The organism is Nonomuraea cypriaca (genome assembly GCF_015645445.1).
In the GTDB taxonomy this organism is placed as follows: Bacteria; Actinomycetota; Actinomycetes; order Streptosporangiales; family Streptosporangiaceae; genus Nonomuraea; species Nonomuraea cypriaca.
Map to the genome: position 1 here is coordinate 55,215 of NZ_JADOGI010000007.1, position 13,277 is coordinate 68,491.

Below are 13,277 nucleotides of genomic sequence, written 5' to 3' on the forward strand. Positions count from 1 at the left end.
GTTCCTCAGCAGTTGATCCACTTGTACATTGGTTGACACGCTGCTATCGGCTTCGGAGACCTATGCCTGCTTCAGACAGATCACTCAGCTTGGCGGAGAAGCTGGATACCCTATTCCAGCTACGCCTACATCCTGAGCGCGCCGAGGACTCGAACCCCGCTCGACGCCAGTTCTCCTATGGAGAAGTTGCGGAGGCTATTCGGCAGCAGACCGGGGATCGTGTTCACATCTCCCGCCAGTACTTGCAGATGATCCGCGAAGGAATCCGGCCGGGCAATCTAAGCCTCGACAAAGTCGTCGCTCTAGCGAATTTCTTCGGCGTTGACCCGATCTATCTCTATGAGCCCGGTCAGTTGGGTGTGGAAGACGAAGCCCGGGTCGATACCCAGATCCGCCGCATCGATGAGCAGCTGAAACTCTTGCAAAGTATGCGGGATAACCAGGTTCAGTGGCTGGTAGGTCGCCTATTGGATCCCTCGCCAGATGGACGCGAGCGAATCAGTCGAATCATCGAGGCGATCCGCAGCCTGGAAGCTGCCATAGGCCCTGCCCCGCCAGCCGCCCACACGCCGCCGGACACAACAGATGGATGAGCTCAGCGGGCGGAACATGGCGCAAAGAGGACCGGCGCTACAGTGTCTACGTACACTCTTAAGCTCGCTCTTTAGGAGCTGGCGCCGTGTGCAGTAATACACGATGCCCTGAGGCTGAGGCATAACAATTGAGAGGCCGGATGGGTGTTATTCACGAGAAAACGGCGGACGCCTTGCGAGCTATTGATTGAGGCGCTGGAGGACAGTGAGATCTTACCCAACCCCTTCAATATTGGTATCTTCATAAACCGTGTCGAGGAACGACGGGGCCGCCCAATTCGCTTGGTCGCCATGTCTGGGTCTCACAATGCCCCTTGTGGCCTATATGTTAAGACAAAGGATACTGACTTCCTCTGCTATACCCGCAGCAAATCTCCACTGCACCAGTGCCACATTATCCTGCACGAGCTCGGGCATCTCTTGCTCGATCACCATGACAGCGGCTGGCGCAGTGAGGATCTTCACCGCCTGCTCCTGCCTGACCTGGACCCCAAGATGATAAAGAGCGTTCTTTGTCGTAACGGTTACGTCAGCCCCAATGAAGACGAAGCCGAAACATTCGCCGAGCTCATCCTGGCTCCCCGGGCCCTCACGCATGACTTTGACACTATGTCGTCAACCGAACCGCCTCCTGACATCGCCGATGTGATCAGGAACATCGAACGCGCCTGGGGTGCGCAGGTGGGGGGCTTGCGTGACTAGCGCGCTTTATTGGATAGAGGCCTTACTCGTCTGGGCTCTCGCCGTTCAAACGGTTCGCCATCTGTCCATTCGCCGCCGCTCGCCAGTGGTTTGTGCATGGCTTGTGCATGTGATGACGTTCGCTCTCGGAGCGTTGGTGCAGTCCCCGGATGTACGCCCGCTGCTGGATCTTTGGACTGGTATCCACGGTCTCGGTCGTTGGCTTGCATTCAGCCTCTTCCTTTGCTCGATGGCAGGGTTCTGGATGATGATCGGCTACGTGACGTGCCGCCGAGATAGCCACCCTCCGCGGGTTCGAACTCGCCTGTTATGGGCGGCCGGTGCAATCGCTGTCATGGGGGTGCTGCTTCTCAGCTCCGGGTCCCGAGACGACGTGGGCGCGAGCTTCCTCGCTGTCTACGGGGGCAACCACCTAGTGGTCTGCTTTTACCTGATATTCCTCAGCTACATCGTTACAGTCCTAATCGGTACGCTGCGTTTGGCCTGGCGGTATAAGAATTATGCGCAACAGCAGTATCTGCGGGTGGGGATGTATCTTCTCGTGGCAGGCGACATCTGCGGCCTGGTGTACAGCCTTTACCTGGGGGGCACGGTTGTAATGAGTTACCTGTCGTTGCCCCTGCCGCCTGGGGCGACCACCTATGCGGCTACGTATCTTGGCCTCGGTGCTCTGCTCCTTGTCCTCTCCGGCCCCACGATCAGCATATGGGGACCCCGCCTGGCAACACCTTGGCGAGCAGCGACTCAGCAACGGGCGCTACGCCAGCTCCACCCCCTGTGGCTGGCGTTGACGACCGCGATGCCATATGTGAGAAGGCAACCGACTCACACGCTTAGTGATGCCGTGGGGTACAGGTTGTATCGTCGCGTGATCGAGATCCGCGACGGCCTGCTAATTCTCGAGCCCTACCGCGATCTACACCTTGAGCAGCAATCTACGGCCGGTACGACGGTCGACGTGGCAACTCACGCCCGATCCCTCGCCTCGGTCCTACATGCATTCTCAGCTAAAGAGTGCGATGACGATCACAGGACTGCCGACGCCGTTGAGGACGATCGCTCGGAATCTGGCCAGGCAACCGGCGATCAAGACGGCGCGATGATCACACGGGAAATATCGCCCATGAAAGAAGAAGTCGCGTATCTGACGCAACTATCGCGTGCCTTTGCACGCCTCGACGTGAGGAGCTGATTGTTGACATGTCCAATGCCAACTCGATCCAGCATCAGAGCGAGTACGAGGTCCCGGAGATCGGGCCGGTAAGACGCTACACTCTGCCATCCGGAGAGGAAGGCTATCTAGTTACCCGGTATGAGGACGCGCGCCGCGTCCTGACCGATCCCGCCTTCAGCAGGGCTGCCACCCTGGAGCCCGGCGCCCCCCGATACGCGCCACGCCCGTCAGTAGGAGTACCCGACAGCCTGCTCGACATGGACGCGCCCCGCCATACGCGCATAAGGAACATCGCCTCCCGGGCCTTCACTCGCCGCCGCATCGAGGCTATGCGGCCAGGCATCCAGAAGGTCGTCGATCGGCTGCTGGACGACATGGCCGCGGCCGGTCCGCCCACCGATCTAGTTGAGGCAGTGTGCACACCATTGCCGATCACGGTGATCTGCGAGTTGCTCGGAGTGCCTTACGAGGACCGCGCGACCTTCCGTACCTGGTCACACGCCATGCTGTCGGTGACGGATTCTCCTGAGGCAGTGTTCGAGGCGGCCAAGAACCTGCGGAGCTATATGTCTGACCTCGTTGCCGCCAAGACCGTCGAGCCGGGCGACGACCTGCTCAGCACTTTGTCGTCGGAAGGAGAAGGAGGCGCGCTCACCGGTCCCGAATTGGTCAATCTCGCGGTTGTTCTCCTTGTTGCGGGACACGAGACGACACTCAGTCAGCTCGCGGCGAGTGTGTACGCGCTGCTGAGTCGACCGAAAAGGTATGCGGTGCTCTGTGCCGACCCGTCGCTCATCCCCTCAGCGATGGAGGAACTCTTGAGAGTATACCCGGCCGTTCCCCAGCTGCTCTTTCGGGTTACCACACACGATACTTATATGGGAGGGGTGCACATTCCTGCCCGCAGTGGAGTGGTGATCTCAGCGTCGGCCGCCAACCGCGATGACGCTGTTTTCGCCGACGCTCACGAGATCAAGCTGGACCGCTCCGAGAACGCCCATGTGAGCTTCGGCCACGGCCTGCACTTCTGCTTGGGCACGATGCTGGCCCGCGCCGAACTTCAGATGGCGATGGCCGGGCTGGTGCGCCGATTCCCGAACCTGGCACTCGCAGTTCCCTCCTCGGCAATTCCATGGCGAACTGGCCATCTCGTCAACGGGCCTACCGCGCTACCCGTGAGGTGGTAGACCTGTAGAATGTCAGACCTCGCGCCGTGGGATCTGATCTGACGTTTCACCAATCGAGCTGGTGAGGTGCCCCGAAGGTTCCGGACAGACAGCCGCATAAGCTGACATGTAGTCCGGAAGAGGTAGGTACGTGGCACTACACAGGAGTTTCTCCCCCGAGTTCAAGAAAAGTGCACCAGCCGATAATTACATCCACCCAGGTCACGGCGATGAGGGCCTTCGCGTGGCGTGCGCGAGCTCCGACCATCAGGAGAGAATAAAGTGCGGCATGATGATCAGTCGTGCTCCTTCGGCAGACCTACTTGAGGCTCTTCTGCCTGATCTGTGGGTCGTTGAGCGGCGTTTGACGCGGGGGGCGACCCTGCTGGTTAACTTACCTCAGGCCGCGAGAGCGAGTTCTGCCAGTTCGAGGCGGGCAAGGTGGCCGGTGCGGGTCCGGTCGAGCGGGTGCCCGTTCCACCAGGCGTCCAGGCGGATGAGGTTGAGTGCCACGGCGGAGAAGATGTGTTCGAGGTGGACCTTCGCCAGTCCTCGGTAGCGGGCTCGGCGAACGCCGGTGACTGCGACGGCCTGGCGCATGGTGCCTTCGACTCCGGCGCGGAGCTTGTACTTGTCCTTGTACCGCTTCATAACTCATCGCGTGGTGCTTGATCTGCGGCTTTGACCTCCACAGGCCCTACGGGCAAGATCGCAGTTCGTGCCGGTTCGTCTGCTGTATCTGACCTTGATCCGGGTGTTCGGCTGGCTGGTGTTGCTGGGGCGTAGCCAGGCTTCCAAGGATGTCGAGATCATGGTCCTCCGCCACGAGGTTGCGGTGTTGAAGCGTCAGGTCGTCCGGCCGAAGCCGGACTGGGCCGATCGGGCGCTCCTGGCGGCCTTGGCCCGCGTCCTGCCGTCGGTGCTGCGCGCTCATCGGCTGGTCACCCCCGGAACCCTCTTGACCTGGCATCGTCGTTTGATCAAACGCGCATGGACATACCCACACCGCACCGGCCGTCCCGGAACCAGCAAAGAGGTCCGGGACCTGGTCCTCCGCCTGGCCCGCGAGAACCCAAGATGGGGATACCGGCGGGTCCACGGTGAACTGGTTCGGCTCGGTTTGCAGGTCAGCGCGGCGACCGTGCGGCGGATCCTGCGTTCACGCCGGCACAGTCCGGCGCCACGAACCTTCGACACCTCTTGGCGGACGTTCCTGCGCCTGCAGGCGAAGGGACTGCTCGCCTGTGACTTCTTCCACGTCGACACGGTCTTCCTGAAGCGCCTGTACGTGTTGTTCGTGATGGAGGTGGAAACGCGACGCGTGCACATCCTGGGCGTCACCACTCACCCCACAGGCGCCTGGACGGCTCAGCAGGCGAGAAACCTGTTCATGGATCTTGGCCACTGGGCCAGGTCATTTCGGTTCCTCATCCGTGACCGAGACGCCAAGTTCACCGCCGCCTTCAACGAGATCTTCACCAGCCTGGGCATCACGGTGATAAAGACACCGCCACGAACGCCCCGAGCCAACTGCTACGCCGAACGCTGGGTCCGAACCGTCCGAGCCGAATGCACCGACCGCATGCTGATCTACGACCAACGCCACCTTCGCTCGGTTCTGAACGAGTACGCCGACCACTACAACGCGCACCGCCCGCACCAGTCCCGCCGGCAACGCCCACCTGATCAAGACGAGGACGTCGTGGTACCGCTGGAAGGCCGGATTCAGCGCCGAGAGGTGCTCAGCGGGGCCATCAACGAGTACCACCGCGCCGCCTGACCAACCCGAAGAAACACCAGCTCAGGCCAAGGCCACGTGCACGAGTTTTGAAGCGGTACACGCGCCACTGACCCCGAATGGGCCAACCGCCGCCGCCTGCTCCGCGCCCGCGAACGCCTGTCGCAGCAAACCTTGGCCCACATGTGGAACGCCCTGATCGACCACGAACCGACCGGCCAGATCCTGACCGCCTGGATCGCCAAGGAAGAACTGCGCACCCTGCTGGCCTGCGCCCGCGAGCAGCAGCCCCGCTCCGTGATCTCCCACCGGCTGTTCCGCTTCCACTCCTGGTGCGCCAACTCCGACATCCCGGAGTTGGCCACGCTGGCCGAGACGATCGACGCTTGGTGGCCCGAGACCCTGGCTTTCATCACCACCCAGATCACCAACGCCCGCACCGAGGGCACGAACCGGCTCATCAAGGATGTCGCCCGCGTGGCGTTCGGCTTCCGCAACCTGACCAACCAACGCCGCCGCGTACGGTTGGCCTGCACACATCAAACGATCAACTTTGTGGCATGAGGGTGACCTTCCCCCTCAAAGTCGAAGAGCCGACATACACAGCTGCACAGCCCCTTCTATCTCAAATAGGTTCGTGGGGTTCTGACAACGGGAATGAAGGAACTCGCCCACACCCGCGTTCCGCGTAATTCGGGGTTCCTAGAGACCGGTCCGGCCTGAACATGCTGGTCAGCGACTCGGGCCGGAGCCAACAGACCAGATTCGCCTAGAGACGCGATTTTCGTAATTCGGCTGCACTGTGCTGGGGTGGAGGTTTATGGTCTAGAGGCATGTATGTGAAGACGACCAAGCGGGAGAACAAGTCCGGGACGGTCCGATACCTGCATCTGGCCCACAACGAGTGGGATCCGGTGAAGGGCCGTGCGGTGCCGAAGGTCTTGTTCACCTTCGGTCGCGAGGACGAACTCGATCGCGAGGCGGTCCGGCGGCTCGTCGCGTCTCTATCGCGTCTGCTGGAACCGGGCGAGGCCCTGGCCGCGACGACAGCCTCGGACCTGGAGTTCACGTCCTCGGTCCCGTTCGGCGGCAGCTACGTCCTCGACCACCTGTGGCGGCGACTGAAGATCGATCAGATCGTCGGCCGGGTCGGGCAGCCCAAGCGAGGCCGCCGCCGGAACATGACCACGACCGAGCGGGTACTGTTCGGCCTGGTCGCGAATCGGGCGCTCGCGCCGTCCTCGAAGCTGGCCGCCGCGGACTGGATCACCCATGACGTCCATATCGACGGCCTGCCCGGCACCGATGACGATGCGTGCTACCGGGCGATGGACTGGCTGCACGAGGTGAAGGACGATCTGGAGAAGCAGGTGTTCGACGAGGTCGCCAACCTGCTCAATCTTGAGGTCGACCTGCTGTTCTTCGACACCACCAGCACCTACTTCGAACTCGGGCACGCCGATGAGCCCGTCGCCCGCGACGAGCACGGCGAGCGGGTGCCCGACCGCGAGACCGACCGCGAGACCGACCGCGAGGCCGGCGACGAGGCCGGCGACGGGCAGGAGAGCCGGGCGGCGGGATTTCGGACCTATGGCAACTCCAAGGACTCCCGTGACGATCTTCCGCAGATCGTGATCGGGATGGCCGTCACGCGGGACGGGATCCCGGTCCGCTGCTGGTGCTGGCCCGGCAACGCCTCCGACCAGCGGCTGATCCGGCAGGTCAAGGACGAGATGCGCGACTGGACCCTGTCGAAGATCGTGTGGGTGACCGACCGGGGCTTCTCTTCGGCGGAAAACCGCCGCTACCTGCGGCAAGGCGACCACCAGTACATCATCGGGGAGAAGCTGCGCTCCGGATCGGCCGAGGTGAAAGCCGCTCTGTCACGGCAGGGCCGCTACACCGACATCTCCGGCAACATGCGGATCAAGGAGGTGCGCATCAGCGACACCGACCGGTTCGTCATCTGCCACAACCCCGAAGCGGCCGAGCGCGACAGGCGCATGCGTGAGCAGCTCATCGCCCAGCTCATCGCCCAGCTCACCGACCTGATCGACGGCTCCGATGCGGTGAGCGAGTTCCAGCGCGGCGAGCTGCGCGGGAAGATCGCCGCCAAGCCCGGCCTGAACCGGTATCTGCGGGCGACGCCGGCCGGGAAGCTCCGCGTCGACACCGCGAAGGTCAAGGCCGAGGAGAACCTGGACGGCAAGTATCTGCTGCGCTGCGGCGACCCGCACCTGAGCGCTGAGGACATCGCCCTGGGATACAAGCAGCTGCTGGAGGTCGAGCGAGGCTGGCGCGACATGAAGCAGATCATCGACCTGCGCCCGGTCTATCACCGGCTCGAAGAACGCATCCGCGCCCATGTCATCCTCTGCTGGCTGGCGCTGCTGCTCATCCGGATCATCGAGACCACGACCGGCAGCACCTGGCTCGCCTGCCGCCGCGACCTTGACCGGCTCCACCTGGGCGCCTTCACCGGCCCTGCGGGCCTGTTCCGGCAGGTCACCGCCCTGACCAAGGCCCAGCGGGACCTGCTCGCCAAGCTTGCCGTCCCGGTTCCCAAGCAGGTCATCGACCTGCAACCCGCAGCGCGCTGACCAGCACGAACATCACCCCCTAGAGAAACGCCCTCCAGGCGGTCACACCCGTGTCAGCCCAGCTCAGAGCTCGTATTCGGACCTCTATGCCGCTGAATTACGCGGAACGCGGGCCACAGGGCCGCCGGAGTCACGGACGTCAACGACTTCGGCAGCGGGGCTCCGGAGTTTGGCTACAGTACGACCGGCTGAGTTCAACCGTCACCGAGGCGGGTCAGTCGTTCGGCGACGTCTGCGGCCGCGAGCCTGCCGGTCATCTCCGCCACGCGGCCGTCCGCGAGAAAGATAATCGAGTCGGCGTACGACGCCGCGCCTGGGTCATGCGTCACCATGATGACCGTCTGCTGAAGACGATCGACGATGGCCCGCATCAAGGAGAGGATCTCCCTACCAGAACGGGTGTCCAGGTTCCCTGTCGGCTCGTCGGCGAAGACCACGTGCGGCCGTGGTGCCAGCGCACGGCAAATCGCCACGCGCTGCTGCTGACCGCCCGACAGTTCATGCGGGTGCCGGGCCACGTGTTCGGCGATGCCCGTCACACTGAGCAGAGCCTCCAGCCACTGCTGGTCCGGCTTGCGCTTGGAGAGGCGAAACGGCAGCGTAATATTTTCCAGGGCCGTGAGCGCGGGCAGCAGGTTGAACGCTTGGAAGACAAACCCGATCCGTTCGCGGCGGACGTCAGCGCTCTCCTTCTCACTCAGCCCTTCGAGCGGGTTGTCGTCGAGCAGAACACGGCCGGAGGTGGGCCGCATCAGACCAGCTGCGCATTGGAGCAGGGTCGATTTCCCCGAGCCCGAAGGACCCATCACCGCAGTGAAGGAGCCCGTGGGGAAAGCGACCGTGACGTCGTCAAGGGCGGTGACGCCAGCAACGCCACTCCCGTGCACTTTGCTCACGCGTTCGAGGCGCACTGTGGCTGACACCTGCTGCTCGGGGAACGCCTGCCGCTTCATTATGCTGTCTCCTTATGCGTACGACTCAGGCGGGCGTAGAAGCCGCCCATCCCGTCCAGATGCGCATGACTTCCCTGCTCCACCACACGCCCCTCGTGCATGACCACGATGAGTTGCGCGTCGCGCACGGTGGCCAGCCGATGTGCGATCACCAGACAGGTCCTCCCCTTCATGAAGGGCGTTAGAGCGCGCTGTACCGCCTGCTCAGTAGCATTGTCGAGGTGTGAGGTGGCCTCATCCAGGATCACGATGCGCGGATCGGTCAGCAGCAGCCGAGCGATGGCCAGTCGCTGTCGCTCTCCTCCCGACACCTGCATCCCGCCATCCCCCACCATGGTGTCCAGCCCGTCAGGTGCTGCTTCGATCATGCCCCAGATCTGCGCCGCGCGGCAGGCTTCGATCAGGTGTTCCTGATCCGCCTCCGGGGCGGCCATCAGCAGGTTCGCTCTTATTGTGCCGTTGAACAGGAATGGGGTCTGGGTGACTACTCCGACCGAGTTCCGCAGCGACGCAAGGCGGATCTTGCGTAGGTCCACCCCATCAATGAGGATGCGACCGGAGCCGACGTCCCAGGAGCGGACCAGCAGCCGGGCAAGTGTGGACTTCCCCGATCCTGACGGTCCGACCAAGCCCACTGTCATGCCGGGCTCGATGGTGAGGCTAAAGTCACCGAGCACAGGGCCTCGAGGTGCCTCCATAGCGGCGAGTTCCCCGGCCAGCGAAGGCACCACCAGGTCCATACTGGCGGGGTACTCGAACGATACCTTAGAGAACTCTACGCAGGCCCCTCCCGTACGGGGCAACTCAAGGGCGTCCGGCGCATCGCATATCCGGGGGGCGAAATCGAGGATCTCGCGTACCCGGCCGAAGCTGACCAGGCCCGTCACGAGATCCACCTTGACCCCCGCGAGCGTGACGATCGGGTTGTAAAGCCGTGCCAGCAGCGCCACCATTGCCACCATCATGCCGAAGGAAACGGTTCCGGAGATCACCCACAGTCCGGAGAAGACGTAGGCACCCGCGCCTGCCATCCCTATGGCCAGGGTGAGGAAGGCCGACAGGCCAGCGCCTAGCAGAGCCTGCCGTACGACGAGGTTACGGATGGTGACCACGTTGTGGCGGAAGACGTCACGGTCGCGGTCCGGATGGACGTACAAGGAGGCGGTCTCCGCTCCTACCACGCTGAACCGTTCTGCTACTTTTGAGTCGAGGTCTGCGTTGGCGGAGAGATAGCGGCGGCTCACGCTCTTGAGCCTGCGGGAGACCCAGGTGGTGGCGCCATACACAACGGGCATGACGACCCCCAGCGCCAGCGCGAGACGCGGCTCCATCGCGAGCAGCGCCACGCCGGCGACGATCAGGGAGACGACGGCGCCAACGACGGCCGGGATGGTGGATGACACGACCCGCTGGACCCCGGTCACGTCTCCGTGCAGCCTGGACACGATCGCACCGGCTCTGGCTGCAGTGAAGAAGCCCAGTGACTGCCGCTGTAGGTGGGTGTAGAGATCGAGGCGCAGTCGTAGAACCATATCCTCGCCCAAGCGAACGGCGAAGCCGCGTTCGGCGAACACGAGGACAGCGTGCAACGCCGCCGCGCCCGCGAATGCCAAACCGAATCCCCATACCCGTCCGGGATCACCGGCCATGACGCCTTCGTCGATGAGCCGCTGGCCCACCAGAATCGGCAGGACAGACAGGCTCGACTGAGCGACGATCAGCAGCGCGAGCACGCCGAGGCGACCGGTGAACCCACCCAGGAAGCGCAGCAGATCGCGGCTCATGCGGGATCCTTGAGCGCGGCGTGAGCGGCGGATAAGGTGCTGGCGATCCCCGCGACGACGGCCGCACCACTGAGCGTCGCGAGCCAGTCCCACGGGATAAACTCGGGGAGCAGCGCTAGCCCCGCGGGTGTGCGCAGCGCAAACAGCAGCGCCGTCCAGCCGGCCAGCAGCGTGGCCAGGACGGCGATCGGCAGGACGGTCAGCAGCACTTCCCAGGTCACTACCTGGTAGATCTGCCTGCGGGCTACTCCCAGCAGGCGCATGCTGCCGAACTCCCCACGTCGGTCGAGCGTGCCCACGCCGAGACCATTGACCGCAGCGATCAGGCAGAACACCGCGATAAATCCGACAATATAGGTGAGCAACTGGTTGCTTTGTGCGCTACGCCTGGCGGATTCCGCTACGTACTCCCTGTGGGAGCGGATCTCAACCGCCTGCGGATCCCCGGCGACGCGCGCCGCCGCCGCTTCCAGTCTCGCGGTCGGCGTGCCGGGCTCCGTCCAGGCGTAGAGCCTCTGGTATGGCTCCACAGGCACGTACGGCCGCGCTGCCGAATCGCTCGTGAACAGCGGCGGGAGACCCTCGACCGCCTCGTATACCGCGACGACGCCGAAGGACGCGGGCCGCGCGCCAGGAAAGCGTAACTCGACCCGCGATCCGCTCTCGACCTGGAGTTCACCGGCAAGCCGCCGGTCGAGGGCGACCGAGCCCGTGCCGAGCGTTGCGAGGTCGCCCGCGATCACGTCGACGGGGAAGACCTTGCCTGGGTTTCCTGCCACGATCGCCGCCGCAGCAGTGCTGGTCCGGGTGCCAGCGGCCAGTTCCACGCCATAGACGTCTCTAAGCCCGGCGACGTCCAGGACGCCTTCCTGCTCGGCGAGGGCCTTGCGCACGCCGCCGTCGAAGCGCATCCCGGTGTAGTGGGGATCGATGACGTACTGGGCCGCCACAAGCCGCCCGGCGTTCGTGGCCGCTAGCCAGTCGGCGTGCAGTTGCGATCCCACGGCGGCCGCGGACAGCGTCAACCCCAGAGCCAGCGGCCCCATGGTCCCGGCGAATCTGCGGTGGTTGAACCCGACGTTGGAGACGGCGAAGAAGCCGCCGATACTGGATGCCTTAACGACGGTTCCTCGGATCCGGCGGCTGGCGAACAGCACAGCCCACGGGGCGAGCATGCCTGCTCCTGTGACCACTAGGCCCAGCACGCCGACCAGGATGAACATGTCAATGGTGTCGCCCAGCCGCAACCAGCCGAACGTCCATGCAACGGTCAGCACCGTGGCGCCGACCAGGCATCCCAGCCCCGCCATGAGCCTGCCTTGCCCCAGATTCCGACCTTCAGTGGGTGCTTCTCCGAGCGCGTCGCCTGGACGGATGCGCAGCGCGTGGCGAACCGCGAGCAACGCCGACACCCCGGCGAGCGCCATTGTGAGCACAACTGTCCACAGGAGGGCCGGGAGTGTGACGACGACCTGGAACGGGGCGCTGAAAGAGAAGATCCCATCGAACCACTCCGCGATCGCGAGGGCGAGCAGCCAGCCCAGCGACAGCCCAGGGACTGCGGCAAGCAGCCCCATCAACAGCCCTTCCGTGAACAACATACGGCGAACCGCGCCGGGCCGCGCGCCGATCGCCCGCACGATCGCGATCTCCTTTGCCCTGCGCCTGATGGCCAGCCCCATCGCGCCGCTGATGACGCCGACCGCGATTAGTACGACGAGCGCGACGACGAATCGCAGGGATTCGACGAGGTTCGCGTCGTTGGTCAGGTTGCCCTCGGCCAGCGCGCGCCCGGCGCCTGTGGCGACGCGCAGGCCCGGCACCGCCGCCAAGGCGGACATGATTTTCCCGGCCGACAGGCCGTCTTCCGGCACGATGCCCAGGGCGTCCACGTCGCCTTGTTGCCCGGCCAGGTCCGTAGCGCGGTCGTCCGAGAAGAACACGGCGGACTGGTGTCGTACAAGTGTCCGGGAATCTGCGATCCCGCTGACCCGGTAGGCCGCGGCCACGCTCTGCACGGTGATCCGGAACCGATCGCCCACCTGAGCGCCCGCCGCAGAAGCGAGCCGGGTGTCTAGGACGACCTCTTCGGGCCCGTGCGGCGCTCGCCCCTGCTGGATGACGAACGGTGTGAGCACGGCGCTCGACCAGCCGTGGCCCCAGGCGTGCGGACGCTGGTCCCCCTCGACCTTGATAGGGGCTCCATCCGCCCTGAGCAGCAGCGCGGGAAAGCTTAGTTCTGGCACGGTACCCGCGACCCCCGGTAGGGCGGTCACCTGGCGTACCGTCTCCTGGGTCACCATGCCTTTGTCCGCCGGCCTGGCGGGGTGCACCACCATGTCGGCGGCCGCGTACCGCTCGACGGGCGGCTGCTGGCGTCCTACAGAGTCTAGCAGGATGATGAAGCTGGCGGTCAGACACGCCGCGATGCTGAGTGCGACGAAACTCCCCAGCACGGTGCCCATGTGCCAGCGCAGAGCTCGCCACGCAAACCAAACCATCACACCATCCTGCATGAAGAGTAAAGTCGACGGAGATGGTGCTTGCTCCGAATATCGCTCGGAGCA

The 13,277-nt window shown here is 64.1% G+C and carries 10 protein-coding genes and 1 pseudogene; 7 read left to right on the plus strand and 4 right to left on the minus strand.

What is annotated here, in order from left to right:
- Positions 1–89: 89 nt before the first annotated feature.
- From ITP53_RS04120 to ITP53_RS04135, 4 genes are all read left to right on the plus strand, one after another.
- Complete coding sequence (locus tag ITP53_RS04120; protein WP_195893926.1) at positions 90–593, plus strand: helix-turn-helix domain-containing protein; 504 nt, start codon at positions 90–92, stop codon at positions 591–593.
- Positions 594–776: 183 nt separating this feature from the next.
- Positions 777–1,295, plus strand: a complete 519-nt coding sequence (locus tag ITP53_RS04125) for an ImmA/IrrE family metallo-endopeptidase (protein WP_195893927.1) — start codon at positions 777–779, stop codon at positions 1,293–1,295.
- Positions 1,288–2,487: an MAB_1171c family putative transporter gene (locus ITP53_RS04130; RefSeq protein WP_328813906.1), complete on the plus strand. Its 1,200-nt coding sequence runs from the start codon at positions 1,288–1,290 to the stop codon at positions 2,485–2,487. Before ITP53_RS04125 ends, ITP53_RS04130 begins: the two co-directional genes overlap by 8 nt.
- A gap of 8 nt (positions 2,488–2,495) precedes the next feature.
- The gene (locus ITP53_RS04135) at positions 2,496–3,656 is read left to right on the plus strand and encodes a cytochrome P450 (RefSeq protein WP_195893929.1); all 1,161 of its coding nucleotides are present in this window, start codon (positions 2,496–2,498) and stop codon (positions 3,654–3,656) included.
- Between the two features lie 378 nt (positions 3,657–4,034).
- On the opposite strand, the gene ITP53_RS04140 is transcribed toward ITP53_RS04135, so the two are convergent.
- Positions 4,035–4,286 carry a transposase gene (locus tag ITP53_RS04140; protein WP_207755509.1) on the minus strand — a complete coding sequence of 84 codons (252 nt, stop codon included), beginning with the start codon at positions 4,284–4,286 and terminating at the stop codon, positions 4,035–4,037.
- A 67-nt stretch (positions 4,287–4,353) separates the two neighbouring features.
- Between ITP53_RS04140 and ITP53_RS04145 the strand changes: the two genes are divergently transcribed.
- The 3 genes and pseudogenes from ITP53_RS04145 to ITP53_RS04155 all read left to right on the plus strand — a co-directional run bounded on the left by ITP53_RS04145 (position 4,354) and on the right by ITP53_RS04155 (position 7,973).
- Complete coding sequence (locus tag ITP53_RS04145; RefSeq protein WP_195893930.1) at positions 4,354–5,415, plus strand: integrase core domain-containing protein; 1,062 nt, start codon at positions 4,354–4,356, stop codon at positions 5,413–5,415.
- 90 nt (positions 5,416–5,505) lie between these two features.
- A pseudogene (locus tag ITP53_RS04150) lies at positions 5,506–5,937 on the plus strand (ISL3 family transposase); the annotation flags it as partial.
- A 269-nt stretch (positions 5,938–6,206) separates the two neighbouring features.
- Positions 6,207–7,973 carry an IS1634 family transposase gene (locus tag ITP53_RS04155; RefSeq protein WP_195893931.1) on the plus strand — a complete coding sequence of 589 codons (1,767 nt, stop codon included), beginning with the start codon at positions 6,207–6,209 and terminating at the stop codon, positions 7,971–7,973.
- Positions 7,974–8,167: 194 nt separating this feature from the next.
- Here ITP53_RS04155 and ITP53_RS04160 read toward each other — a convergent pair whose 3' ends face one another.
- From ITP53_RS04160 to ITP53_RS04170, 3 genes are read right to left on the minus strand one after another with little or no spacing between them, the layout of a single operon-like run.
- Positions 8,168–8,926 (minus strand): ABC transporter ATP-binding protein, encoded by a 759-nt coding sequence (locus ITP53_RS04160; RefSeq protein ID WP_195893932.1) that lies wholly within the window; start codon positions 8,924–8,926, stop codon positions 8,168–8,170.
- Positions 8,926–10,710 (minus strand): ABC transporter ATP-binding protein, encoded by a 1,785-nt coding sequence (locus tag ITP53_RS04165; RefSeq protein ID WP_195893933.1) that lies wholly within the window; start codon positions 10,708–10,710, stop codon positions 8,926–8,928. The genes ITP53_RS04160 and ITP53_RS04165 overlap by 1 nt, the downstream gene beginning before the upstream one ends.
- The gene (locus ITP53_RS04170) at positions 10,707–13,175 is read right to left on the minus strand and encodes an ABC transporter permease (RefSeq protein ID WP_195893934.1); all 2,469 of its coding nucleotides are present in this window, start codon (positions 13,173–13,175) and stop codon (positions 10,707–10,709) included. The genes ITP53_RS04165 and ITP53_RS04170 overlap by 4 nt, the downstream gene beginning before the upstream one ends.
- Positions 13,176–13,277: the final 102 nt, after the last annotated feature.